This window comes from Streptomyces sp. NPDC016562 (assembly GCF_043076955.1).
In the GTDB taxonomy this organism is placed as follows: domain Bacteria; phylum Actinomycetota; class Actinomycetes; order Streptomycetales; family Streptomycetaceae; genus Streptomyces.
On the sequence record NZ_JBIBRZ010000004.1, the window covers coordinates 80,153 to 106,212 of the forward strand.

At 66.7% G+C, this 26,060-nt stretch carries 18 protein-coding genes, 1 rRNA gene and 1 pseudogene; 9 read left to right on the forward strand and 11 right to left on the reverse strand.

The genetic code is table 11. The annotated features are described in order from the left end of the window. Positions 1-153 precede the first annotated feature (153 nt). Positions 154-1,335: a DUF2786 domain-containing protein gene (locus ACF059_RS18845; protein WP_392058337.1), complete on the reverse strand. Its 1,182-nt coding sequence runs from the start codon at positions 1,333-1,335 to the stop codon at positions 154-156. Between the two features lie 362 nt (positions 1,336-1,697). Here ACF059_RS18845 and ACF059_RS18850 point away from each other — a divergent pair, with 362 nt between their 5' ends. Next, on the forward strand, positions 1,698-3,449 hold the full coding sequence (locus ACF059_RS18850; RefSeq protein ID WP_392058340.1) for a bifunctional 3'-5' exonuclease/DNA polymerase: 1,752 nt from the start codon (positions 1,698-1,700) through the stop codon (positions 3,447-3,449). Positions 3,450-3,452: 3 nt separating this feature from the next. Here the strand turns inward: ACF059_RS18850 and ACF059_RS18855 are convergent, their stop codons facing one another. The 5 genes from ACF059_RS18855 to ACF059_RS18875 form a co-directional block, all read right to left on the reverse strand. Beyond that, positions 3,453-4,727 carry a hypothetical protein gene (locus tag ACF059_RS18855; RefSeq protein ID WP_392058343.1) on the reverse strand — a complete coding sequence of 425 codons (1,275 nt, stop codon included), beginning with the start codon at positions 4,725-4,727 and terminating at the stop codon, positions 3,453-3,455. A gap of 111 nt (positions 4,728-4,838) precedes the next feature. Then, positions 4,839-5,354 carry a SigE family RNA polymerase sigma factor gene (locus tag ACF059_RS18860; RefSeq protein ID WP_392058347.1) on the reverse strand — a complete coding sequence of 172 codons (516 nt, stop codon included), beginning with the start codon at positions 5,352-5,354 and terminating at the stop codon, positions 4,839-4,841. A 56-nt stretch (positions 5,355-5,410) separates the two neighbouring features. Then, entirely contained in the window at positions 5,411-5,905 is a 495-nt protein-coding gene (locus ACF059_RS18865) for a GNAT family N-acetyltransferase (RefSeq protein WP_392058350.1), read from the reverse strand. Positions 5,906-6,531: 626 nt separating this feature from the next. Then, positions 6,532-7,524 carry a hypothetical protein gene (locus ACF059_RS18870; protein ID WP_392058353.1) on the reverse strand — a complete coding sequence of 331 codons (993 nt, stop codon included), beginning with the start codon at positions 7,522-7,524 and terminating at the stop codon, positions 6,532-6,534. Between the two features lie 779 nt (positions 7,525-8,303). Next, positions 8,304-9,302, reverse strand: a complete 999-nt coding sequence (locus tag ACF059_RS18875) for a hypothetical protein (protein ID WP_392058356.1) — start codon at positions 9,300-9,302, stop codon at positions 8,304-8,306. Between the two features lie 159 nt (positions 9,303-9,461). Here ACF059_RS18875 and ACF059_RS18880 point away from each other — a divergent pair, with 159 nt between their 5' ends. After that, complete coding sequence (locus ACF059_RS18880) at positions 9,462-10,883, forward strand: hypothetical protein (RefSeq protein WP_392058359.1); 1,422 nt, start codon at positions 9,462-9,464, stop codon at positions 10,881-10,883. Positions 10,884-10,896: 13 nt separating this feature from the next. On the opposite strand, the gene ACF059_RS18885 is transcribed toward ACF059_RS18880, so the two are convergent. Beyond that, a complete protein-coding gene (locus ACF059_RS18885) occupies positions 10,897-12,963 on the reverse strand; it encodes an ATP-binding protein (protein ID WP_392058362.1) in 2,067 nt (688 codons plus the stop codon). A gap of 363 nt (positions 12,964-13,326) precedes the next feature. On the opposite strand from ACF059_RS18885, the gene rrf reads away from it, so the two are divergent. Beyond that, a 5S ribosomal RNA gene (gene rrf / locus ACF059_RS18890) occupies positions 13,327-13,443 on the forward strand. A 58-nt stretch (positions 13,444-13,501) separates the two neighbouring features. Here the strand turns inward: rrf and ACF059_RS18895 are convergent. Both ACF059_RS18895 and ACF059_RS18900 read right to left on the reverse strand, forming a co-directional pair. Next, entirely contained in the window at positions 13,502-14,479 is a 978-nt protein-coding gene (locus ACF059_RS18895) for a BsuBI/PstI family type II restriction endonuclease (RefSeq protein WP_392058365.1), read from the reverse strand. After that, complete coding sequence (locus ACF059_RS18900; RefSeq protein WP_392058368.1) at positions 14,480-16,027, reverse strand: Eco57I restriction-modification methylase domain-containing protein; 1,548 nt, start codon at positions 16,025-16,027, stop codon at positions 14,480-14,482. Positions 16,028-16,378: 351 nt separating this feature from the next. Between ACF059_RS18900 and ACF059_RS18905 the strand changes: the two are divergent. After that, positions 16,379-17,055 (forward strand): annotated as a pseudogene (locus ACF059_RS18905) (amino acid--tRNA ligase-related protein); the annotation flags it as partial. Between the two features lie 369 nt (positions 17,056-17,424). After that, positions 17,425-19,284 (forward strand): AAA family ATPase, encoded by a 1,860-nt coding sequence (locus ACF059_RS18910; protein WP_392058371.1) that lies wholly within the window; start codon positions 17,425-17,427, stop codon positions 19,282-19,284. Between the two features lie 684 nt (positions 19,285-19,968). Here the strand turns inward: ACF059_RS18910 and ACF059_RS18915 are convergent. Then, positions 19,969-20,451, reverse strand: coding sequence for an NUDIX domain-containing protein (locus ACF059_RS18915; protein ID WP_392058374.1), 483 nt, complete (start codon positions 20,449-20,451; stop codon positions 19,969-19,971). A 10-nt stretch (positions 20,452-20,461) separates the two neighbouring features. Then, a complete protein-coding gene (locus tag ACF059_RS18920; protein ID WP_392058377.1) occupies positions 20,462-21,685 on the reverse strand; it encodes a helix-turn-helix domain-containing protein in 1,224 nt (407 codons plus the stop codon). Between the two features lie 206 nt (positions 21,686-21,891). Here ACF059_RS18920 and ACF059_RS18925 point away from each other — a divergent pair, with 206 nt between their 5' ends. Genes ACF059_RS18925 through serS form a run of 4 tightly spaced genes read left to right on the forward strand, consistent with a single transcriptional unit; the run spans position 21,892 to position 26,060 of the window. Further along, entirely contained in the window at positions 21,892-23,139 is a 1,248-nt protein-coding gene (locus tag ACF059_RS18925) for a methionine adenosyltransferase (RefSeq protein ID WP_392058380.1), read from the forward strand. Then, complete coding sequence (locus ACF059_RS18930) at positions 23,139-24,065, forward strand: aminoglycoside phosphotransferase family protein (protein ID WP_392058381.1); 927 nt, start codon at positions 23,139-23,141, stop codon at positions 24,063-24,065. Before ACF059_RS18925 ends, ACF059_RS18930 begins: the two co-directional genes overlap by 1 nt. Further along, the gene (locus ACF059_RS18935; protein ID WP_392058383.1) at positions 24,062-24,775 is read left to right on the forward strand and encodes a histidine phosphatase family protein; all 714 of its coding nucleotides are present in this window, start codon (positions 24,062-24,064) and stop codon (positions 24,773-24,775) included. Before ACF059_RS18930 ends, ACF059_RS18935 begins: the two co-directional genes overlap by 4 nt. Continuing rightward, on the forward strand, positions 24,768-26,060 hold the full coding sequence (gene serS / locus ACF059_RS18940) for a serine--tRNA ligase (RefSeq protein WP_392058386.1): 1,293 nt from the start codon (positions 24,768-24,770) through the stop codon (positions 26,058-26,060). Before ACF059_RS18935 ends, serS begins: the two co-directional genes overlap by 8 nt.

A 26,060-nucleotide genomic window follows, 5' to 3' on the forward strand; every position in this document is an offset into this window, starting at 1 on the left:
TTGCTGCTGCACGGGCAGATGCACGTGCACGCGGGGTGGTGCGTTGATCACAGACAGGTCCACCCGGACCGCCCGAAAGGCGGAACACCCACGTCTTTGTTCTAGTCGCCTTGACGGTGGTGTTCGGTTGCAGGTCGGGCGCGGGAAATCGCCTCAGGGCAGGGACTTCCGCCCGCGCCCCACGTGCGCGCGGTCGGCGGCCGCCGTGCCGTCCTCCCAGCCCGCGTGGTCGGTGGCGCCGCGCAGGCGGGTCGTCGTGGTCCTGGGGAACATCTCCTCCGCCCGGGAGGTGACCGCCACGTCGCGGGCCACCAGGGCCGGCAGGTTGTCGGGGGCCTGCGTGGCCGCGTGCTCGGCCGTCTCGGCGAGCCGCTGGCCGAGCCGGCTGGCGTAGGCGAGGAGGAAGGACTGCCTGAAGGTCTTCGTCCGCTTGCGCCCGCCCGAACGCTGGGCGGCCTCGGCCCGGGTCATCGCCGCCGTGCCCTGTACGAGGAGCGAGGTGTACAGCAGCTCCACCGCCTCCAGGTCGCTCTCGAAGCCGACCACCGTGGAGAACTCGAACCCGCTGTTCCACACCGCCCGGCAGCGGTTGGCCGTGGCCACCGCGTCGAGCAGCACCGCCTTGGCCTCCTCGTACGGCGGCTCGACCCCGATCCGGCAGGCGGCGGGGACCTGGGCCGGCCCCTTGCCGCTGGCCACGAGCACCGCCTCGTCGACGGTGTGCCGGGCCATCAGCTCCTGGGCCTTGGCGCTGAGCGCCTCCGCCTCCTCCGGGAAGGTGGTCGCCTCGGCCTTGGCGAGCAGGGCCCGGATCCGGCCGAGCATGCGCGGCTCGATGTGGGCGTGCTCGGCGAGGGCGTCGACCGGGTCGCCGGGAAGCGGACCCACCGGCTCGATCGAGGGCAGCCGGATCAGCAGCCGCAGAACCTCCAGGAAGGCGGTCGCCAGGGTGAACCGGTCCGCCCTCTCGCGCTGCGCGAGCTGCTCGGCGTACGCGTCGTCGCCCGTCCACCAGACCTCGGTGTCGTGCCACCGCTCGGGCAGCCGGGCGTAGCGGCGCGCCTCGGCCGCGATCAGGTCCCCGGTGATCCGCACGTGCCGCTCGTCGAGGTCCCGGCGCACGAGCCGCAGCACGTCGGCCGGCTGCCAGCCCCGCTCCCAGCCCTGCCGTACGTACGCCTCCCCGCGCGCCAGCAGCTCCCGCCCGACCCCGGCCCAGCGCCCCTGCTCGGCGACGAGCAACGAGGCCCCGGTGTCCAGCCCGGCGTCGTCCTGGGCGTAGAGGGCGGCGGCGAAAGCTCGGTCGACGGTCTCGGCTAGGTCTCTCACACCCATCAGCTTGGCATGTCCGCCTTCGCGTCCCCTTCCCGGCGGGCGGCCTCGATGTGCGGGCGGTGCGCGAGCGCCTCGACCAGGCCGGTCAGACTGCGGCCGAGCTCGGTCCCCATCCCCCGGCCCGGCACAGCAGGGGACGCACCCTGACCCGACACGGCGGCCCGCCCACACCATCCAGCCCCGCCGCACCATCCAGCCCCGCCGCACCCTCCAGCGCCGCCGCACCATCCAGCCCCGCCGGCGTTTGAGGCGCGGGGGCCCGGGGGCGGCGCCCCCGGCAACGGCGCCGCACCGCACCGCGCAGCGAACGGCACCGGCCCGGCACCCCGGCTCTGTCAGACCCCGGTGGGACACTCGCACCCGTGAGCGAAACACCCGGACGCTGGGCCCTCGCCGAAGACGGCGACGGCTGGTGGCACGCCGCCCCAGTGAACCCCGCCGACGGAGCCCGGCTCCGCGTCCGCGACCCCGCCGAGGCGATCGCCGCCGCCCCGCCCGGCACCCGCTGGATCTGGCGATCCACCGCCGCGGTGTACCCCCGCCTGCTCGCGGCCGCCAGCGCCAGCGCCACGGCCACCGCCCCCGTAGACCGCTGCCACGACATCGAAGCCGCCGAACTCCTCCTCCTCGCCCACGAAGGCCGCTTCGGCGAACCCCGCTCGGCCGCCGCCGCCTGGGCCCGCCTCACCCACGCCCCCGTACCGCCCGACCCCCGCCCCCGCGGCCCCCGCGCCGCCCCGCACCGGACCCAGGACTCCCTCTTCGACCCGCAGCCCACCCCCGTACCCCTGGACGCCCTGCTCGCCGTCCACGCCGACCAGGCGAAACGGATCGCCGCCACCGCCCACCCCGACCGGATGCGGCTGCTCATCGCCGCCGAGTCCGCGGCCTTCCTCATCGCCGCCGAGATGAACCGCGCGGGCCTGCCCTGGCGGGCCGACGTACACCGCGCCCTGCTGACGGAACTGCTCGGCGAGCGGTACGCGGGCGGCGGCGAGCCCCGGCGCCTCGCCGAGCTCGCGGACCAGATCTCGGCCGCCTTCGGCAGACGCGTACGCCCCGACCTGCCCGCCGACGTCATCAAGGCCTTCGCCGAGGCCGGCATCAAGCTCAAGTCCACCCGCCGCTGGGAGATCCAGGAGCTCGACCACCCCGCCGTCGAGCCCCTCCTCGCGTACAAGAAGCTGTACCGGATCTACACCGCCCACGGCTGGGCCTGGCTCGCGGACTGGGTCCACGACGGCCGCTTCCGCCCGGAGTTCATCCCCGGCGGCACCCTCACCGGCCGCTGGGTCACCAACGGCGGAGGGGCCCTGCAGATCCCCAAGGTGATCCGCCGGGCCGTCGTCGCGGACCCGGGCTGGCGGCTCGTCGTCGCGGACGCCGATCAGATGGAACCGCGCGTGCTCGCCGCGATCTCCCGCGACCCCGCCTTCATGGAGGTGGCCGGGCGGCCCGAAGACCTCTACACCGCCGTCTCCCGCCAGGGTTTCTCCGGCGACCGCGACAAGGCCAAGATCGCCGTCCTCGGCGCCGTCTACGGCCAGACCTCCGGGGACGGCCTGAAGAACCTGGCCGCGCTGCGCCGGCGCTTCCCCCAAGCCGTGGCGTATGTGGACGACGCCGCCAAGGCCGGCGAGGAGGGCCGGCTCGTACGGACCTGGCTCGGCCGCACCTGCCCCCCACCCGCCGGCTCCGGCGACGAGGACTCCGGCGAGGGCGTCACCGCGGGCGACGACGGCGGCAGCGACGCGGGCGGCGGCGAGGCCGGACTCCCCCAGGACCGGGACGACGCCTGGACCCCGAGCTACGCCTCCACCAACACCCGGGCCCGCGGCCGCTTCACCCGTAACTTCGTCGTGCAGGGCAGCGCCGCCGACTGGGCCCTGCTGCTGCTCGCGGCCCTGCGGCAGGCCACCGCCGGGATGCGCGCCGAGCTGGTGTTCTTCCAGCACGACGAGGTGATCGTGCACTGCCCGGCCGAGGAGGCCGAGGCCGTCGTGGAGGCGATCCGCGCCGCCGGCGACCGGGCCGGCCGGATCGCCTTCGGCGACACCCCGGTCCGGTTCCCGTTCACCACGGCGGTCGTGGAGTGCTACGCGGACGCCAAGTGACCCCTAAAGGGTGTTCCACTGCGGGCTCAGCGCGATCTCCTTCAGCTGATCCATGGTCAGCAGCGGGGTCTTGCGCGTGGCGGGCTTGTTCTGGTCGCTCGTGTTGAAGGCGGAGACCACCACGCGGAAGCCGTCCGGGCGCAGGGTGTCCACGGTCCACCAGACCACCCCGGCGCCACCCTTCTCGCCCGGCTTCTGCTCCATCTTCACCTTGGTGCCGTCCGGCAGCGTGGTCACGTCGGGGCCCTGTATGTGAGCGCCCAGCGTCTTCGCCATGTTCGGCTGTGCGTTGACCTGGACCATCGACTTGCCCTTGCCGTCGTCGAGCACGGCGTACGCGTAATCGCTCTGAGCGCCCTGATCGCCCTGGGAGACGACCGGGATGCCCATCTTCGCCAGCAGGGACTGCAGGATCGGCCCGGCCTCCGGACCGCTCGGCGGAGCCTGGGGCGCCCGCTCCTGGGGTGCCGCCGGCAGGTCCTTCAGCGCCGGATGCCACTTCTCCGAGGTCACCAAGGCCTTCAACTGCGCCGTCGACAGGGGCGGGTTCGGCCGGGAGATGGCCGCACCCTTCTCGGCGGGCGCGTTCCACTCGGAGGCGTCGATCTGGAAGCCCTGCGGGGTCACGAGCACCGCCCGCCAGAGCTTGGTGTCCACCCGGCGGTCCGGGTACTCGTACCCCTTGTGGAGCAGGATCCGGGAGCCGTCGGGCAGCTGCTCGCTCAGGCAGTCGTCGTAGTCCTGGACGCTCTTGTCCCCGCACTGGGTCAGCTCACGGGCGCTGGTGCCGTTCGGGTCCACCCGGGAGAGGGCGAGGCTGATCGCCGCCTTGCCCGCGCCGTCGTCGTAGACGGCGGACACGTAGGGGGAGTCGTCGCTGCCGCGCGCCTCGGCGCCGGTCAGCTGCCCGCCGGGCAGCAGCTCCTTGAACAGGGCGATCATCTGCGCTGCGCTGACCGCGCCCGTCCCCACGCCCGGCGTCTTCGGCCCGGCGCTCCCTTCGGGCCGGCCGCTCGACGTGGTCGGCGGCGCGGCGACGTCGACGGAGCCCGACCCGTCGGAGCCGGAGCCGGAGCCGCCGAGCAGGCCGCCGGTGTAGGCGCTCGCCGTCCCGATCAGGGCCAGGGCCAGCGCGGATCCGCCGATCACGGCGGCCCGGCGGCGCGCCACCAGCTGCCGGCCGCGCCGCTCGCCGGCGTCGGTGAGGGCTTGCCGGTCGGGCGTGAAACCGTCCCCCGCACGCCCGAGGGCTTCTCGGAGCTCATCTTCAAGGGGCATGAGGAATCAGACCTTCCGCTTAAAGGGTGGAATGAATCAGGGACGGAGCACATCCACTGGGCCGGGCACCGGCTCGGCTCGGCTCAGCTCGGCTCAGCTCAACTGGCCGGCCTAGTGATCCGCGAACTCCGCGAGACTGCCCCCCAGCTGGTCCCGCAGCCGCGCCAGCGCCCGCGAGGTCCGGGTCCGGACGGCCGCCGAGCTGACGTTCATCGCGTCGGCGGTCTCCTCGACGCTGCGGTCCTCCCAGTAACGGAGCACCAGCACCGCCCGGTCCTTGGGCGCCAACCGCCCCAGCGCCTCCAGCAGCGTCAGCCGCAGCACCGGATCGGTACCGCCGGCCGCCGAGGCGCCCGACTCGGGGAACTCCCCGACCGGGCGCTCCTTCGACGACCGGCGCCGCTGGTGCGTGAGGAAGGCCCGTACGAGCACGGTCTGCGCGTACGCCGCCGGATTGTCGATACGGGAGATCCGCCCCCAGAGCAGGTACATCCGCCCCAGGGTCTCCTGTACCAAGTCCTCCGCGAGATGGGTGTCCCCGCTCGCCAGCAGACAGGCCGACCGGTACAGATGACCGGACCTGCCCGCCGCGAACTCACGGAACCCGTCTCTGCGACCCTGCCGCATTCGCTCCCCCTCGCGTCCGTCCCACCCTCTAGACGCGTCGGCGGCGAGGAAATGTTTCACCCCAGGTCGTGGAAGTACACGTGGAACTCCTCGCGGACGAAGCCCTCCGCCTCGTACAGCCCCTGCGCGACGGTGTTGTCGTACGCCGTCTCCAACTGGACCCCGACCACCCCGGCCTCACGCGCCCGCCGCAGCACCTCACGCAACAGCGCCCGCCCGGCACCGGTACGCCGGCCCGTCGGCGCCACGTACAGGTCGTTGAGAATCCAGGCAGTCCGCAGACTCAGCGAGGAAAACGCCCGATACACCTGCGCGAACCCCACCGTCCCGACCCCCGGCACGTCGGCGAGCAGCACGAGCGACTCGTCCTTGGCGATGCGCTCGGCGAGGAAGGCCCGCGGCGCATCGGGGTCCTGGACGTCCACCTCATAAAAATCGAGGTACCCCCGGAACAACGCGGCCGCAGCCTCGACGTCCCCCTCCCCAGCAACCCGCACCACAACCCCGCCGCCAACCTCCGCTGCGACGCCCTGCACTGACTGACCGTCCACGTAACTCTCCTAAAGCTCCAACCCCAAGCAACGAAGCCATTGTCCGCACCCCACCCCCAAGGAGCCCCAGGGACCCCACCCCCAACCCCCGCACACTTCTCACGCCCCAGGGGCGAGCGCGGCGGCGCGCAGCTTCGTTCCCCCGATCTCGGGCAGCGAGCCGGCGTGCGGTGGCTTCGGCCTCCAACTAAGGCTGGAACATCAGCCAGTGGGCGGGCACGGTGGGGAAAGGTTGGCGCGCCCGGAGCTGGTGGTGGCGTTAACCGAGGTGCCGGCTCTGCGGACGGCCTCTGCGTAGGCGTCGGCGCTCACCGAGGCGGAGCCGAAGAACATCGGCTTGCAGAAGATCGCCACAACCGGGGTGTTGTGGCCTTCGAAGACCACAACACCCGCGGGCCGTTGGGGCGGGCGGGCCGACGGTCGCGGGTGAGAAGGTCGTGCAGTCTGGTGAAGAGTGGCTCCAGTTTCAACCCCGAGCTTCAACCCCACCGGTTGGCCCGCCATATCCGGGTCGACCGCGAACCCAGTCGGGGGCGTCGGCAGTGCGGGCCAGTCATCGGGTAGGCACCCGTCCTGGGACGCCGCTGAACCGGAAGAGCGAAGCATCCGGATGAGGGCAGCGTGCCTTACCGTACGCCGCCGCTCGCGTGGAGGGCGCCGTTCTCAATGTCGTCGACATGGACGATGGCATCTGGAATTCCCTTGAAGTGCATGAGGGCCCTGACGGATACCTTGTAGCTCCACCCTGCCCTTGCCACGGGGAAAGGGAACTGTCCTGCCCTGATAAGTCGGTGCGCTGCAGATTCGGCGATCCCCATCACCACTGCGGCTTCGCGGAGCCCTACGAAAGACGGATAGAGGTCTGAAGCGTAGTAGTAGAGGTTCGAGTCGGAAATCCAGGAGCGGGGCAGCCCCGCCTTCAGCGCCTGGTTGATAGAACCCGAACGGCGGCCGGCACGCAGTTCACCGTGGAAGCTACGCGCAGCATTGAAGCACCCCTGCCTCTCAAGCAGAGCCCCGAGTCGCTCACCCCTGATCCGTTCTGCGACATTCACATCACGGACACTGCCTACATCAACAATAGACGACGCCTTCAATTCGGTCTCTTGGGTTGAGATTTCCGAACTGAGGAATATTTCGATGTCACCCATCGAGTACTCCGATGAATCAGCATTTCCTCGCCGGAAGGCCACGTCGAAGGCTGCCTTCACCATCCGATCCCTGACATGACGCGGAGGAACGCCCATGGCAGTGTCTCTCCATACCTCCAACGCGGTGGCCACCATAGCCGACCGGATTTCCTCGCGATCGACTCGGAAGTCGCGGGCGATTCTCGTCGACAGCGAACGGAAACATGGAATGATGCAGTCAAGGATGACTAATCGCCAGGTGTCGCCACCATCCAGGTCGCACAACCTCCCCATGGCGATCATGGATTCCCACAGACGGGAACTGGGAGCCGACCGCACTCCCGCCGCTAGCGCATCGGCGCGGAACTTGGAGTAAGTGGGATGACGCTTGATATCACACTGCTCTACATCTCCCACGTGGACACAGACCGGATCTTCCCTAAAGATCTTCCGAACGTCCCATTCAATTCGGTCGAAGACATCCACCATGACTCGAACCCCGATCCTTACCGACTCCGACTCTCGAGCATGACGGACGAGGAAGAATGTCAACGACCCTTCCAGGACCGGATCATCCAATCGTGTAAGGAATGTTTGTATTGAGAGTTTTCGGGTTCCATAACCGCACAGCAGCATGCTGAGCGGGCGTCTCGGGGCCGCGGTGCAGCGATCGCCCACGCATGTGAAGTGGGCGGCCAGGTTCCCGGGTCGACTGTCGCGCCGGTGTCACCGAATCCACCCAACCCGCTGGACTGTCGGGCTCCTGGCTACCAATGACGCAGCGTCGCGATCACGGACACCCACCACGACGTTCGGAGCAGCTGTAGGGCGTCACCCCGCCGACCCAGGTCAGCAGGAAGGCAAGCGGCGGCAGCCTCCCTTGGCCATCGCCCGACCCTCCGACCTTCGCGAGCAGGAGGGCCTCACGTCGGCCACTCATGAGGCGTGACGATCATCATGCTCGGGCCCCGCCAGACCAAAGGACATGAAAAAGCCCCAGGTCACGGCGAGTGAGTCCTGGGGCTAATCCGAGCCGCCTTCGGGATTCGAACCCGAGACCTACGCATTACGAGGGCCCGCAAGATCATCCCGGGTAGTGCCGGACGACGCCGCAGAATCCCGTTTTCCCAGGCCAGAGACATCCGACCGTGATCACCATGTCGCTGGATCCACCCTAGTGCCACCCAGTCCGCTCACGCAGCGCTCACGCAACTCGTCACCAGGTACGCCGGGGGGCTACCACCCCCAGCGTCCTTGTGCCTCCGCGATCAAGTCACACCATGAGGAGCAAGAGCTTCGAGGTCGGCAGCTACTGCGTCCCAGATAGCTGCGAACCCATCTGAGGCACGGGATGACTCCTCCCGCATTTTGGCGACCGTCCTGGCATGCGTCTCCTGGAACTCCACCGACCATGACGCTGTACCAAGCAACTCACGCAGGCGCCCAAGTACCTCATCGGGACTGCTGTGGTACTTCACCACCTCTGTCGCGCAGGTCACACTGAAGTCAGGATCTGTCGCGACTTGGCCATCCTCGTTGAGGAACAGCCCTTCCACAACGCCAGCGCGGTAGGCGTCAGGCCACCGGGTTGGGTCTACGGAGCATGCTTCCACGCCTTCAATGCGAACGTTGAAGGTGCTTCGAGCAGCTCGTTGCCCGACTGCGAGGCCCAAGCGTCGTTGATCGTGCTCCACAAGGTCTGGGATATTGGCAGCCCTCAGGCGCCCAGCGAGATCTCCGCCGTAGAAAAGATCCTCATGCAGAGCCCGCACTAGCGGCTCAACTGCCCCAAGTAGGACGGTCTGCAGCCGTTCCAAAGCCCATCGAGTCCACATGAGGGCGCCATGCACGACAACCTCGACCACTTCATCAGTGACGTTGTGTACGACCGCCCGCCCATGCCCAGTTCCATACTGATTCCGAAGCTCTCGAAGTTCTGCAGCCAGCTTCTTCGCCAGACTCGGAACCTTCCGCAGCAAGGGGTTCGCGGCGATGCCTGGTCCTGCCGCATGCTCGATAGCGCTGTGCGCCTGAGACAAGACCGTGTCGTAGGAGGTGTTGTCACCCACCACTTGGCCATGGGCAACGAGCGTGGCTCTCGCAACGGACTCCACTAGCTCCTTGGCCGAACCAACGATCAAAGGCCGATCGTCCTCGTTAACTGCGCGAACCAGCCTCTGGTGTGCGTCCGTGATCGCCGCCCACTGATCCGCTGCCAGCCACTCCGCCCGGGGAAGCTCCTCCCCCACCATGTGTCGAATCATCACGTGCCGATTCTCGGCGGCGGATGACCGCTGCCGTCAAGCTCCATGAGCTCAATGGCTCCCCTGCCCGTCGGGCGCCGGTAGTCGCCCTCTCCGGGCTTGAAGAAGCGACCACCCGTACGAGTCATTGCCCCTGGCTCGGCTCCGGGGTGAGCTGTTTCCATGCATCGCTGGTCTCCACTGAATGAACGACAGCTCGCCCTGCTCGACCGGCTCGCGAGCGGCAAGGAGTCCGAGGAGCCCTGGGACCCCGGTGAGTTCCGTACCGCCTACGCGCTGCGCGACCGAGGGCTGGTGACGATCAAGCGCAGCGGGGGTGAGGTGGAAGCCCAGGTCACCGAGGCAGGCACCTTCTACATCCAGCACGGCCACCACCCGGACGATCCCGCGCACGCCGGGGAAGAGAAGACCGCCAAGGGGAAGGCGACAGGCGGCACCCGCTCCGCGTCCTACGCCGACAGGCCAGTGGCACTCGCCCGTCGGGCCAAGGCGAAGGAGCTCATCGAACGACTCGTTACGGACAGGCGGGCCACCTTCACCAAGCCCGACGACGCCACGGTGACGGAGTGGCGACGCGTGATCGACTACGCGAAGCGCCACAGACTCATCCCTGAGGGCAAGCGCATCGAAAGTCTCCGTATGTGGAATCGCGACCTGCAGATCTCTCTGGTCGAGGGGCCACACCCCAACTCGCTGCGACAGAGACCGGACGAGGCGCCGCCCGTCCACGTACCCACTCAGTTGCGCTCTCCACATCCGGTCGTGGCCGCCCTGAGAGACGACGAGGGCCGACTCGTCATGCCCGCCCCACTGCGCCGCCGATCGTTGCTCCTGCTCCAGGGCCTCGCTGCCGAGGCAGTACGCCGAGGTCACAAGGTAGCGGAGCATGAAGTCCCCTCCCGCCGGCGCAGCCGTGCCTACACCACGTACGACGGGCGGCACCACCCCTCCAGCTACTCCCTCCGTGAGGGCGAACTGGACCTGGTCGTGGACGGCTTCACCTACACCGTCACCATCCAGCAGGAGTCTCCCCAATCCACCGACCCAGAGCGCTCGAAGAGCCTCGTGATCGAACTCGGCTACAGCCGATCCAGCAGGCAGTCCCGCTGGGCCGACCGCAAGCGCTGGGTGCTGGAGGACATCCTGGGAGCCATTCTCCGGGAGATCGAGACCCGCGCCCTAGAGGACGCGCAGCGCAAGGCGGACGAGGAGCGGGCGAAGGCCGAGCGCGAGGTCCGCTGGCGGGCGGCCATGGAAAAGGCGAAGGAGCTGGCCGCCCAGGAGCAATATGCCGAGGTGCTCCGCGCGCAGACCTGCCAGTGGCAGGAAGCGGCGGACCTGAGCGCGTACTGCGACGCCCTGGAGCGCCGACTGGAAGACCCGTCTGGACAAGATGAGACGGCGGTGGACTCGGCACAACGCTGGCTGACCTGGGCGCGCCGTTACGTTCAGAGCCTCGACCCACTGACTCGTCTACCCGCCATGCCCACCGCTCGCGAACCGAAGCCCGAGGAGCTGGCGCCGTACCTGAACGGCTGGAGCCCGCACGGCCCCGAAGCGCACCGCGGCTGGGGGGCCCGCTAAGGAGAAAGCCGGGCTACTCGCCGGCGATGCGCAGAGGAAGGCGGATACGGAACGACGCGCCCCCCAGCTCCCCGTACGCGTCCGCCGCGAGATCCCCATCCTCAACCACCGAACTCCTGCCACACATGTCAGCAACGGCGTCACGGATGACGGTCAGGCCGAGTCCGACGCTCTCAGCCCCCGCCCCAGTTACACCAGGACGCCACATGTGTGCGACGTCGACGTCGACAATCCCCGGACCTGAATCGGAGAAGTCGAGAGCCGCGCGGCCCTCCTCAACCCGAGTCCGGACCTGCACGGCTCGGTCTCCCAACAGTTCGCCGGCACGTGCGAATGAGCTCATGGCATTGGCCGCCAGATTGAAGACGATCGCCTCCAGGTCCGACACCGCGGCCGCGACACGGACCGGCTCGTCCCAGTACTGCTCGTTGATGGAGATGCCGCGTCGCTCCAGCTGGGGGCGCACCGTGCCCAAAGCACGGCTGACCACTTCATTCAGGTCGACGATGTCAACGCGGAAGCCATCTGACCGGGCCGCTCGCGTAGCCATTCCCACAAGGTCGATCACCCCGCGACCTACTTCGCTGGCATCGCTTCCATCTGCTGTCTCACGCCCAAACGCGGAAGCAAGGATCCCGGCAGTGGCGAGGGACCGGTACAAGAGGTGCTCCGGTCGCGTCGCTGGCAAGGGTGCCTCTTCGCGCTGCGTAGGCAGACTCGGCACCAGCGTCAACAGCTCCGGCTGCGGTGCCGCGTCCCAAGCCCTACGGTCGTCCGAAGAGCTCCTGGCTGCCTCTGGGCGGTCAGTGATAGGGGCAAGCGCAGGGGGCTGGGCCGGCGAAGGGCGCTGAGCGGGCGAAGGAATCCCCAGCTTCTCACCGTCTCGGATCCTCTTTCGCTCCCTTGCTGCCCACTCCGTGGCACCTCGGGCGAAATCACGGAGTTCAATGAATGCGGCGTTCTCCTGGAAGCCCATCCGGTCTGTCTTCGGCATGAGAAGGCCATCAGGGTCATCGACCGATACACGCCCGATGCTGTTGTTGGTGGAGGGCCGAAGTTGCGGGTTACGAGCCCGCAAGAGGTTCAGGTCTAGCCAATCGAAGCCGGGATCCCCATAGGGATGCACACGCAGCCCTCGATGGAAGAGGTGAACGCCACCGACAACCTTGAGCCACGGACGCAGAGCAGCAAACTGGTTCTTCGAGCCCCGAAGTTCGAACGAGCGCTTGTCCAGCAGGAACATCCACAGCTCGAAGGACGCCGCCGGCGCCTGGTACCTCAGTGGGGGCTGGAGTCGCCCCTCGCGGCTATCCGGCGCAATATCGACATGCTCCCCTCGGGTAATTGCGCGGCCTTTCCAGTCGTAGAGGACGGTACTCGCGTACCCCTCTTCGTCGAGATTAGCTTCGAGTTTGTATTCATACTCGTCGAAGAAGCTTCGATTGACCGCGTCCGAGACCCGATCGAACTGGGGCGCGATGAGCGTCGCGGTGAAACCTGTGTCCTCGTCATTGAAGAACCCGGTGAGCAAGCGCATGGCACGAGCAAGCCGATCCATCTGCTCCTTGTCGAAGCCCTGCCGCAGCTGATGCACAGTCAGTGAAGTGCCGGGCTTCTTCGATGTCGCCTGGGTGACAACCGCGAGCTCGACCTCTTCGACCGAGCCAACCGAATCGTAGTCAGACCAGTCGATGACGAGCCTGTGCTCCACGCCGGGCTCGCTACGCGGGCGGGACAGCAGCTCCACCCGACGCCCAAGGCGCAGTGCCGCCAGGCGACCCAGCCCCTTCTCGCCGATGCGACGCCGCTTGGGGCTGCTGTCCGTTGCACTGGACTTCTGCGACCTCCCGATGAGGAGGAAACCCTCGCGGATGTCCTCGGCCGTCATGCCGTCGCCGTCATCCTCAACCACAAGGGTGCCGCCGGCTTGCGTCGCATTGTGGAGCTGAACGATGGCCTTCGTCGCATCCGCGTCATAGGCGTTACGGACGAGTTCGATCACCCCGAGGTCGGGGTGCGGGATCAGCTCCTCCCCCAGGCGGATCAGGATCTCCGGCGCAAAGCGCAGATGCGTGTTCAAGCGTCCTCCTTCGGGCTCAGATCCGCCCGCGTCACAAGATCTCGGGAGGCACGCAGCGTAGCCACCTGTACGCATAGCGCAGGCCGAGTGGCTAGATAACTTCGCTACCAAGCGGCACACTTGGCCGGTTCTCACCCATTTGCCGACACACGGACCACGACCGCCAGGCGATCACCTGCAACTTCGGGGACTTCCGGGAGCCAGGGGCGACCAGCCCCATCGGCTGGCCGGAACGCCGTCGCCCCCCTCCTGGCCAGCCCTGTCGGCCTTCGCGGCAGCGCAAGCGAGGTGCACAGCAGCCGCTATCCGCCTGTATACTCATCAAACGAAAGCGCTTCTACGCTAGGAAGCGCTCACCAGATTTTCGGTGACCATAGCGGCGAGGAAACGCCCGGTAACATTTCGAACCCGGAAGCTAAGCTTGCCAGCGCCGATGGTACTGCGAGGGGGACCTCGTGGGAGAGTAGGTCGTCGCCGAATTAAACGCAAAGGGGCCGTTCCGTAATTTTACGGAACGGCCCCTTTCTTTGCGTCAATCCTAGCTGTACGGACCCAAGAAGCGCTCACCGTTAAAGTGAATCAGGTGCGTGGGGTTGTCCGCGCACCAGACATCCGTCTCCCAAGCAATTTCCTTCAGGTACTTACGCAGTTCAGCGCGCGACGGCAGTGCCGAGATGAAGACGAGGCCAGCCGATGAACCTCGGAAGAGTTCGCTGAGCTCTCTGTGCCTTTTGGCATCCACCGGACCATGGGAGGACGCCGCTTCAATCAGGACGAGCCAGTTCCGATCCCGAAGAAAGACAACAACGTCCGGCATTTTTCCGTGCGAATCGACCTCGACACCAAGCTCCGCGAGTGAATCCTCTTCGAAGATCGCCCATTTGTTGTCGGCATCACCGACATAGAGCACCTCACCATTAGGCGTGTACCGCTCGCAGAACTCGTTTATGATCTGCACGATCAAGGTGTTCTGACCGCCGGGGCTGAGGTCAATCTTCTTTCCCCCAGGAAGCTGGACCGGGATCCTGTTCATCTCCCGCTCCCGCGCGTACAACGCTTGAAGACCAGGGCGCTCTGCAAGGTACTCAGCAAGCCGCTCATCGAACCCCTCCTGCCCGAACGATGTAATGAGGCCATAGGCAGCGGGCTCTATCTGGTAGCACCACTTCGGCGAGTTCACCGGCCGGTCCGGCTGATCGGGATTCTGCACAACGAGGCCAGCATCGACGAACTGGTGCAGCGTGAACCGGCGGATCGTCTCGCGGCTGTTTGCAGCGTAATCCTTCTCATAGAAGTCGCGCAACCACTGCATGATCTGCACAGTCCGAAGCATGGACCTTTCAGCTTGCGTCCAGTCCTGATCAGGGCCGAGTTCCAGAAGGGCTAGTAGTACATAGGCCGAGCGCTCATTGGAGCGCTCCGAGTCGAAACCAAGAAGCTGGAGAAGTCTACGAGCCTCCGTAAGCCTATTTTCACGCGCGCCTCCATCGAATTCAATGACGGTCTGCTCAGTCATTTAGCTTCCAGTCTCCGCTTTCTCGATATTCCGCTCTACGACTTCGTCGATTTTTTCCTGCCCCAGCCAGACACCACTATCCCAGCCTCGCCCCATTTCGGAGAGCTGCTTTCGGCTCGGATAGCGAAGGTTTCGCAGGTCTGTAGCATTTACCTGGGTGTGGCCGCTGAACCGTCGAATAAACCGGTCCAGCAGCGTTGAATTCAGCCACAAACAAAGGCCCCTAGCAACGTCTTCAGGCAAGCCTTCGCCACCCTCGTGGAAGACGTTCACATGATTCTCGAATCCAATCCTGTCGCAAGGAACCTGGCTCGGATCGAACACGGCAGCCACCACGCGACGCTTCTCCTCCTTGGAGGAGAGGCGCTTCACTACGACGTAATATCCGCGGGGGAACATCATCTTCTCGGTTTCCCCGTTAAGCATGATGGCATTGTTCTTCTTCGCACCCGGGACGGGCCATGAAATCCCACCCTCGCGCATATGCAAGGGATAGATCAAAGGAACAGACCCAGGGACGGGATCTGGCCGGAGGTGCTCCTTACTGCGAAAGTCGACCACACGCCCAGTAGAGACCTGACAGCGAAGGTCAGCAAGGGCGGCTGGCAGGCTGGCATGGGCCTGCGCAAGCTGCGTGTCCTCTTCGTCAGCGCTGATGTGAATGAAGAATTCTCGATCCTCCGGGTGGACCATTTCTGCATAACGAACACTGCGGCTTCGAACCTCGCTCGAGTAGCTCTTGCTGGTCGAAACCGTTACCGGGCCACGGTCACTTGCATCGGTTCGCGTTGCTGAGAAGATGACGTTCTCTTGCAGCACATCAGTGTCGGCGAAGACCTTATTGCGAGCTTCGAATACATGCACATGGTCAATGTGCATTCGATCCAGAAAATACTTCCGGAACGGACGGAAGTAGGGTCCATTAGCAAAGCTCCGAGGCGTGATCGCCACCAACTGGCCGCCGGGCGCCAGCAGATGGACACCAAGCGCCATGAAGGCCGAGTAAAGATTCGACGTCTCGGTGCATTTCTCCGTGACCGCCCTGCGCTCTCGGGAGTTTGCAGCCAGTTTCTTGTAGGGCGGATTCATGATCACCAGGTCGAAACGCTCTCGCGTCTCGGTGAACAAGCCTTCGTCCTCGGTCGCCCACGCGATGAAGTCGCCAAGTACGAGGTTCACCTCGACGGAACCGCCTACTGCCTCCGCCGTGCTGACGCAGTCGGCGAGCGTGGCAGCCAGAGTTGCATGCAGCTGCGGATCCACCTCGCATGCCGTGACCGAGATGTGCGACCGCGGTTGCTCGCGCAGGATCCGCATCACAAGGGATGCTGTGAGGGAGCCGGCACCAGCACCTGGATCCAGGACGCGGATCGTCTCAGACGCCTCCAACCTGGCGAGGGAGGCGATGAAGTCCGCAGCGGGGGCAGGGGTGAAGTACTGACCGAGCTTCGCACGCTGCTTAGCGTCCAACGCCGAGGATGATTCCTGCCTGCGCGCTTCCGTGCGGATCACAAGATCCGTTACCGCTGCTGGTGCTCCTGTTGCCATAGACACAGCCTAGCCAGCAGTGGCTCCGGTCCTATGCGCCTGTGGATATCACGAGGGGCTGGCGATCGTGGCGAGCCACGGGGAGCGGGTTACATCCCGAGCCGGTTTCGAAGATCACGCCAACCAGGGGCGAGGCGATGGCGCAGGCCAGCGCCGTGATTCCGTTGCGGGGGATTTGCGTGATCCCTATCCTCGTGCCCAACGCGTAGACGGAGACGAGTAGCCAAAGATCACGCAAGCAGAGAGAGCCGCCGGTAGCTGGGAAGGCGGACTCGCGCCCGAGGTGAAGACCCTCCCTCCTCGTCCGCACCCCGGAGGGATCATGACGACGCCCCTGCGGTGATCCACAACATGAGCCGCTTTTCTGGCCTCTGACCTACGCGGCCACATCGGCCTGACCGTCTCCGTGTCCGGCTGGGTGAACGCACTCCGGCTGCAGATCCTGCGCGACCACTCCGACATGGTCCAGGCGACCCACAAGCGCGACGGCGGCCCGCTGGTGGCCATGCTCGAGTCGGTCACTCCGGAGTCCGCGGTGCGGATCACTGGGCGTGTCGGATGCGCCCCAAGTCAAGCTCGGCGGTCTGGAGGCCGCGCCCGAGTCGGTCGAGGTGCTGGACCTGGCGGAGACGCCGCTGCCGATCGACGAGCACACCGAGCCTGAGCACCGACTGGACTGGCGGTTCCTGGACGTCCGCAAGCAGGAGACCGCGCAGTTGGTGTTCGCCGTACAGACGATCCTGGAGGAGGGGCTGCCAAGCTCGAGTACTTCGATCGGTCGGCGTACCTGGCGCAGTCGCCATAGTTCTACAAGCAGATGGCGGTAGCCGCCGGCATCGACCATGCCTTCGAGATCGGTCCGGTCTTCCGTGCCGAGCCGTCGTTCACCTCCCGGCACGCGACCGAGTTCACCCGGTGTGGCCGTGGAGCTGTCGTGGATCGACGGCGTCGAGGGCGTGATGGCCTCCGAGGAGCGGATGCTCGCTCACGCCAGCGCCAAGGTGGCCGAGGTCCACGGTGAGCGGATCCTGATGGTCATGCTCGGCCTGGGCTCCATCCGCGAGGCGGCCTTCCTCTTCCGCGGACCGAACGGCCTGACACCCTGACTGCGCCGTGCGCACAACCCCTCGCTGCGGCTCTCGGCGGTGAGGTTCCATGTCGAGGGCTGAGCAGGAACTTGTGTGCGCGGATCCCAAAGGGTCGCTTCGCTGGACGCGCGCCTGTCTGGATCGGTCTGTTCCAGTCAGATCCGCGCACAACTTCAACGAGCCATCTCCGCACGACATAGGATGATGCGCCTGGGAGATCCTCGTCCCAGCAATGGCTGTGGTGGGACGCTGAGGCAGCTTGTGGCTGACTCTCGGTGCAAGGGAACGGAGCGGCTGAGAACGGTGCACATGCACAGCTTCACCGTGTGTGGATTCCGGTCCCTGGCGGATGTACGCGACATCCCCGTGAGCACACCGACCATCCTCGCCGGGCAGAACGACGGCGGTAAGAGCGCTGTGCTCGCTGCTCTCGCCTTCCTCGTGGGGGACGAACAGCTGGCCGAGGACGACCGCACGTATGCGCTTGCTCCTTCCGCTGATGCGGAGGACATGACATCCCTGTCGCGGTGCTCGACTACCTGGGTGGAAGGGCTGTTTACTCTCGACGCTTGGGAGCAGGAAGAGTTCGGCCTTCCCTCGCAGCTGCGTGTACGGAGACGTTCTGCTGCTGACGAGTCCCCCCTCCTGGAATGCTGGGCGCCACTCGCAGACGATGATCGACTGCGCGACACCTCCAAGCTGTCCCTTGCCGAGGTCAGAACACTGGCCAAGGAGGTCCTACCCGACCTGACCTCCATCAAGCGCGGCGACATCGAGCCGGCGTTGCGCAAGTACGGCATGGCGCACGCCTCGACGGCGGCGTGGTTGCCCGCTCCGAAGGGTATGGAGCGCAGGCTGCCGCGGCTTATGCCATTCGATGGGAAGACGGCTGATCCCGATGGCGCCGTCAAGACGGCACTGATGGGGCGCTTTCAGGCCCACATGGCCGACCCCACGCTGCACGGAAGTCTGCAGGCGATCGAAGACGGCATCAAGGATCGACTCCAGAACGACGCCAAGTCCCTGTGCGAGCACATTCAGAGCCGCTGTGATGACTTGGCTGAGGTGTACGTCGAGCCCGAAGTCTCCTTCACCCATAACCTCCGGGGCACTCCGCTGCGCATCGCGCGCACCAAGGGTGAAGCCGTCGGCCTCAACCGCTCTGGTCTAGGTAGCGGTCGCCGCATCTCTCTTGCGATCTGGGAGTGGAACAGCCAGCTACTCGCGCAAGAGGAGCTCGGCGACGTGGACCTCGCGGCCGAGCCGAACTCTGCCGAGGACGCCCCACCGCCAGTGCAAACAATCGTGATCTACGACGAGCCGGATACACACCTCGACTACGGCCACCAGCGCAAGATCATGCAGCTGATCAGGGACCAGAGTGCCCTGCCTCATGTCAACGTCATCGTGGCCACCCACTCTATGAATCTGATCGACGGCGTCGACATCGCCGATGTCGTCCACCTGCGGTTGGAAAACGGGCGAACGCTGATAGAGCGGCTGGGGACTGACGCCCACGACGAGATTGACGGCCATCTGGGTCGTATCGCAGCAGCCGTGGGCTTGCGTAACTCCGTACTCCTGCATGAGCGCTGCTTCTTGGCCGTGGAAGGCGAGACCGAGCAACGGGTGATTCCCATGTTGTTCGGGCTGTCCGAGGGGCAGTCCCTGCAGTCGGCCGGCGTAGCTCTATGGGCGTGTTTCAACAACGAGGGGGCACTGCATCTGGCCCGCTATCTGGTCGAGCACGAGCGCTCGGTAATGCTCATGGTGGATGCTGACAGCCGCAGCTTGCCGAAGGGACTCTTCAAGGCGGCTCGTCTCCAACAGTTCTTCGGCAATGCCGTTGACGATGTGGTCCGCTTCGTCGGCGAACCGGACTCATTCAACGAGTTGGAGGAACTGTTCTCGGACGACCTGTGGGCCACAGCCGCGAATGAGCTCTGGCCGAAGAACGAGCCCTGGACAGCGAGCGACTTCGCAGCTCAACGTCCCGGTCAGAAGTTCAGCAAGGAAGTGCTGAACATGCTTCGCCAGGGAAGCCTCAATGGACCCAGCGGAAAGCCCGACATGATGTTCGAGCTCGTGACTACGCTGACCAGCCCGGATCAGGTGCCTGCACAGCTGCGAGAGATCTTTAGCGAGGTCAGAAAGCTGGCCGCAGGCTAAGTGCGCGTAACACCGCCCTAGCCTCGCCAGTCTTGCGCTTCCGCCGCGCGAGCATGCGCTCCTTCCGCTGCTCCAACGTCGGAGGCTCCCACTTATGCCACCCCACGGGCGGCTTCCACCGCTGCGCATGCTCCCGCGCTTCTATCCCGCACCAGCGACAGCCACCCGGAGCAGGAATGCGCTGGTCAGAGGCATTTTGCTCGTCAGTCATCAGTCTCCCTCCCCGCAAGAGATTCTTCCCTATGGCACTGACATCACCCCTGCTTCCAGGCGGGTCATTTCACCCTAAAACGAATCGAATTCGCTAGCCACTCACGGGCTCTGGGCGTGGCGCCATGGGCGCTGCATCGTTAAAGCGGAGAGTCCGACGTTGCTGTGTTGCGCGTCCCACGTCGGCCTTGTCGCAGTGCGCCCCTAGAGCTCCCGTAGTGCCGTCAGGGCCTGTCCGGCAGGAGCGGGGTCGTCTCCTGCCGGCTACTACGCTGATCACCGAGGACCTCCGTGAGTGCGTTGGGGCGCGGCCAGCGGCCGTGAAGGGACACTCGCGCTCTGTAGTGAAGACCCTCTCGAACGCTGGGAGCACGGCCTCCGGGACCGATGCTCCGCCGATTTGACCACGCTATCGGGGTGCATGCGGCTGCCGCTCTCTGGTGGGCGGCAAGGGTCTCCGGAGCACGAATGCGGTCAGGAGCCTGCTTCTGGCGGCTCCCCGTGCTCCAGGTAGGCAGTCAGGCCGTTCACTCGGGCCTCGATGCCTGCCGCGATTCGGCGCACCAGGCGGGGGATGGTGAGGTCCGGCACCTGGTCAGCGTCGTGGAAGTCGTAACTGCGAAGCTCGTCTGCTTGCAGGGTGATCTGGCGGCGGTCGTCTGCGCTCAGGCGGCCGCCGTCGAAGAGGTAGAGCACCTTGTCTCCCTCTCCGGGGTTCGGTGCCCAGTCGACGACTAGCAAGCGACCGATGTGCGGTGCGATGCCGAGCTCCTCCTGGACCTCGCGTACACAAGCTTGCCGCGGTGACTCCCCTTCTTCGACGTAGCCCCCTGGGATGTCGCGATAGTCCTTGTAGGACGGCTCGACGAGGAGGACCCGATCGGATTCGTCGAAGAAGAGAGCGCCGGCAGCCATGCGGGGGCGGGCCATCTTCGCTTCGTGCTCGTTCTCGCTCACGGTTCGGACTCTAGCTGCCGGCGACGACGCCCAGTCTGCGGGCCAGGTCTGCCACGGGATGGGAAGGCCGGCCCCTGGTGCCACGTATCCAGCCGATGACCAGTTCCCGGCTCAGGTAGTGGTGGCGCACCTGCTCGGGCGCTGCCTGTTCGGCTTCCAGCAGGACGGCCAGGGCTTCGTCGGTGCGGTTCCAGGAGCTCAGCGCCCTGGCGACTTCGAGGCTGTGTCGTACGCGCCGCTCCACCGGCAGGGCGGTCGTGTCGATTCGTGAGCCCAGATCTGCGGCGATCTGGATGTCGCCGAGTTCGCCGGCGGTGGCCACGCAGTGGATGGCCACGTTGGTCGGCCCGAAGGCCGTCCACATGTGATTGGCATCGGTGCCGAGTCTTTGTGCGGCCTCGTCGGCTTCGCGGAGGAAGGTGTGCGTGGTCGCCCGGTCATCGGCCCGCGCAGCAGCCATCGCGCCGGCGAGGAACAGCGTGCCGTACACCGAGAGGTACTCGTGATTGGCGTCGCCCAACTCCGGCTGCATGACGGCTGCCGCGTCGTTCACCAGCTGGACCGCGGCTGTGAAGCGCCCGGTGGCCAGGAGGCAGTGCGTGACTGCTCGGAAGAGCGATCCCGTAACCTCGCTGCGGCCGCTGGACTGCGCTGCTGCCAGGCCACGGTCCGCGGCGATCCATGCCAGCTCGGGCTCTCCCAGCTTGCCCAGCACCATGGCCGCCCCGTGGTAGGCGAGAGCGAGCAGCGCGTGGGCTTCCTCTGCCTCGTGCCCCGAGTAGGCGCGGGACGCGGCGAGGGCATCGGCCAGGACAAGGGGGAGACGTCGGGTGGCAAAGCCGTACCGGGATGCCTGGTAGGCATCGAGCACATCGCGCACGTTGCCTCGAAGGTCCTGCAGGGCAGGTGGCTCATCCTCGGCTGCGAGGCTCAGTAAAGGGGTGAGCTGCTTGTAGTCCATGAGTGTTTCACGCAGCGCAGGGACGGTCCGGCGCCCGCTGTCGGCCGACCACTCCATGAGGGTCGGCTCGGCGAGCAGGTCTCCGAGGGAGATGTCGAGCGCGTCGGCGAGTGAGGTGATCACCGAAAGGCGATCAAGCTCGATCCTGTTGTTCTCCGCCTTGCTCAGCCAGTCCGTCGTACGGCCGACAAGGCCGGCCAGGACCTCTTGGGAGAGGCCGCGCCGACGCCGGTACCAGGCGACGCGCTCCCCGATGGTCAGGTTCTGTGTCATCCCGCGCATGTCCTGATCGTCACCTCGTGGCCGAAGTGGACCCCGGAAGGATTTTCCGGGGTGCCCTGGGGTGCCCTGGCTACTGTCGCAGCAGACCGAGAACGCCGCAGGGCGATGCGAGCAACTCAGCCCGTGGCAAACGGATTTGACCAAGGACGTTCATCCGTCCCACCCGTCTTCCTCAGGCCGAGAGATCGGAGTTTGTCATGCGCGAAACCATCACGACCGAGGGTGGCTACCTGTCCATTGAGACGGGCGCCGCCAAGCCCGGTGCGACCACCATCGTCGAGCGGAAGGGGCTCGGTCACCCGGACACCCTGGCCGACCACCTCGCCGAGCGGCTGTCCCGCGCGTACAGCCGCTACACCGTCAAGCGCTTCGGCGCGGTGCTGCACCACAACTTCGACAAGCTCACCCTCCTCGGCGGTGCCAGCGAGGTCCGCTACGGCGCCGGCCGCATGACAGCCCCTGTGCGCGTCCTGGTCAACGGGCGGGCCGCGCCCATGTGCGGGAGCGAGAAGATCCCCGTCGAGGAGATCGTCGAGGCCGAGGTCGGGGCATTCTTCGCCGAGCGGCTCCCGGAGGTGTCGGAGCACCTCAACATCACCTTCAACATCACCAGCAACTCCAGCCCCGGAGCGGTCCTCACCGGTGACGCGGTGCCGGAACGCACCCGCTGGTTCAACCCCCGTTCCATCGACGACCTGCGTGAGCGCCGCGTCCGGCTGTCGAACGACACCTCCCTCGGAACCGGCTGGGCACCGGAGAACCCCTTCGAGTCGTTCGTCCGCGAGCTGGTGGACCAATTCTCCGGGGAGAGCGCCTTCACCCTCTCCCATGCCTGGTGCGGATCGGACGTGAAGCTCATGGGCTACTGGGACGGCGAGCAGGCGGACGTCGTCCTCTGCGTCCCGCAGAAGTCGCGGCTCGTCGCCAGCCGCGCGGAGTACGTGCGGAACACCGAGAGCGTCCTCGCCGAGTGCCACCGGCTGGCCGGCCTCCGTCTGCCCGGAGCCGAGACGCGCTTCCGGCTCAACGCGCGCGACGTGCCGGAGAAGGACGAGCTGTACCTCACCTACACGGGCAGCTCGATCGAGTCCGGCGACGAGGGAGTCGTCGGCCGCGGCAACCGCGTCAACGGCCTCATCACGCCCCTGCGGCCGATGAACCTGGAGGGCGCCAACGGCAAGAACCCCGTCTACCACGTGGGCAAGCTCTACAACATCGCCGCCCAGCGCCTGGCCCAGCGGCTGCACGAGGCCACCGACGGGCACGCGGAGGTGCACCTCGTCAGCACCACCGGCCAGCGCCTCGACCAGCCGTGGCGAATCCTGGTCCGGCTGTCCTCCCCGGAGGTCGAGACTGACAAGGTCCAGGCGCTCGTCGCCGAATCCTTGGAGGGCTTCCCCTTCCTCACGGACGAGCTGGTCTCCGACGGGATCGTGCTGAGCTGATGAAGAAGCGGACGCTCGGCGAGGTCTCCGAGGAATGCCAGCGGCGGCTGGTCACGCACTACGGCCCGGGAGTCTCCGGCTGGCTCGACGCCGTGCCCACCTTGATGGAACGCGCGGCGGAGCGCTGGAAGCTCACGCTAGGGGCTTACCACGACGCCGGACACGCCTCGGTGGTGGTCACAGCCGGAACCTTCGACGGGCGCCCGCTCCTTCTCAAGGCGTGGGCCGATCCGACCCGGTTCCGCAACGAGGTCACTGCGTTACGCCTGTGGGCGGGCGGGCCGACGGCGGGCGTCGTCGAGGCGGCAGACGACCTGGCCATGGCGGCTCTGGAAATGATCGGAGGGAGCCCCGGTGGCGGTGAGCAACCGCCTCCCGAGCTTCCGACCGTGGCCGCCGCGCTCCAGGGCCTCCACACCTTCGGCCGCCGTCGGCGCCGGCCTCGGGACCTTCCTTTCCTGACCACGTACCTCCACCGGGAGGTACGCCCCCGGGTGCGGCGCCGACTGGAATCGGTCGACGTCGGCCCGTGGCAGGAGCACGTTGATGCGGCCCTGCCGGCCCTCGTGACCTTGGAGGAGGACTCCGCTCGGTCCACGGTCCTGCACGCGGATCTCTACCGAGAGAACGTCCTCTTCGACTGGCTGGGCCACCCGCGCCTGATCGACCCGCTCCCGATGGTGGGCGACGCAGCCTTCGACTGGGCCTTCTGGACCGTGTACTACGACCTCGGGCGCGGCACGGACGCTCGCTTGGCCACAGCCGCCCGGATCTCTCGCATCCCCGTGCCCGTCCTGGCGCCATGGTGCAGGGCCCTGGCCCTGGACGGCCTGCTCTTCTACCTCGACACCGGTGATCCGCGCGCGCCAAGGATGGCCGACGTCCTCGCGTGGCTGTCGGCGCCGACCCCAAGGAACCAATCATGACGACCTACGTCCTCCGTCACGGACAGACGAACTACAGCCGGCGCTATCTCGTCAACGGCGATCCGACCAAGCCCATCCGCCTGAGCGAGGAAGGCCGCCGATCGCTGAACAGGGGATGGAGCAGCGTCCCTCTCCACAGCGTGAAGACGTGGCTGGCCAGCGAATTCCCCCGCGCTCAGCAGACCGCCAACCTCCTGATGGGAGTCCCCGGGCCGGAACTGATCACCGATCCTCGGCTGAACGAACTCGACTACGGGGAATTCGAGGGAAGCCCGTTCCTGGAGTACGCCGTCTGGCTCGACGGGCACGGCGCCCACGAGCGGCCGCCCGGCGGCAGCGAGTCACAGCGCGAGGGCATCAGCAGGATGCTCACCGGGGTGCTCGCGGCCCTGGAGCACCCCGGCCCCCGCGTCCTGGTGGCCCACGGCCTGCTGGTCTCCGTGCTTCTGTGGCACCGCGAGCGGACTCCTGGTGGGGCCATGCCTCTGTTCTTCCCGGAAGCCCCGTACATCGAGCCCGTCGCCATCCCCGATGACGAGCTGCCGGGATTCATCGGAGCCCTGATAAACGATCTTGAAACTGGTGTTCTTGATCGCGCCGTCGGCTCCGGTGACAGGGAGGTAATGCGGATCGACGAAGGGGCCGCGGTTGCTACCGTCGATCCCGTATCCCACCACTCGCCGGATCAGAAGGATCTTCCCCATGCATGATGCCCGCGCCCTGATTGAAATGGGTGCCGAAGCGGTTCGTCGGCTCGCTCGTCGCGGTTACTCCCTGGACCTGTCCGAGCTGGAGTCCCTCCAGTCTCGTCGCAACCAGAACATCCGCTCGGCCGACGAGCTGCGGGCAGAGTCCAAGCGGGTGGCGAGCGAGGTCCAGCAGACGGCCAAGCAGGGCGGCGACATCAGCAAGCTGAAGGAGCGCGCACGCGAGATCAAGGACCAGGTCCGCGACATCGAGGCCGGCCAGGAGGAGATCGAGGCCCAGCTGCGCGACCTGCTCCTGAGCATCCCGAACCTGCCGGACGACTCGGCCCCCGACGGCAACTCCGAGGAGTTCGCGGTCGAGATCCGGCGCGTCGGTACTCCCCCCGCCTTCGCGTTCGAGCCGAAGGACCACGTCGACCTCGGCGAGGCCACCGGCATCCTCGACTTCGGCAGGGCGACGAAGCTGTCGGGGCCGCGCTTCGCGGTCTCGCGCGGCGCTGGCGCCGCCCTGGAGCGGGCGCTGGCCACGCTCTTCCTCGACATCCACACTCGCCGCCACGGGTACACCGAATACGCGGTCCCCTACCTGGTCACCCGCAAGACCATGACCGGCACCGGCCAGCTCCCGAAGTTCGAGGAGGACCTGTTCAAGACCGGCGTCGCCGACCGCGAGCTCTTCCTCATCCCGACGGCCGAGGTTCCGCTGACCAACCTCTACGCGGACGAGATCATTCCGCCCGCCGAGCTGCCGCTGGCCATGACCGCGCACACCCCGTGCTTCCGCTCGGAGGCTGGCTCGTACGGCCGGGACACCCGCGGTCTGATCCGCCAGCACCAGTTCGCCAAGGTCGAGATGGTCAAGATCGTCGACCCGGAGACGGCGGACGCCGAGCTGGAGGAGATGGTCGGCCACGCCGAGGCGTGCCTCAAGGAGCTCGGCCTCGCCTACCGGGTCATCAAGCTGCCCGCCGGCGACACGGGCTTCTCCGCCCAGCTCACGTACGACCTCGAGGTCTGGATCCCGAGCCAGAACACGTACCGCGAGATCTCCTCGGTCTCCAACTTCGGACCCTTCCAGGCTCGCCGGGCGAACATCCGGACCCGCGGCGAGGACGGCAAGCCCAAGCTTGTCGCCACCCTCAACGGCTCCGGTCTGCCCGTCGGCCGCACCCTGGCCGCGCTCCTTGAGCAGTGCCAGCAGCAGGACGGCTCGATCGTCCTGCCCAAATCACTCTTCCCGTATCTCGGCTTCCGCCGTATCTCGGCGGACGGAACACCGGAGGCATAA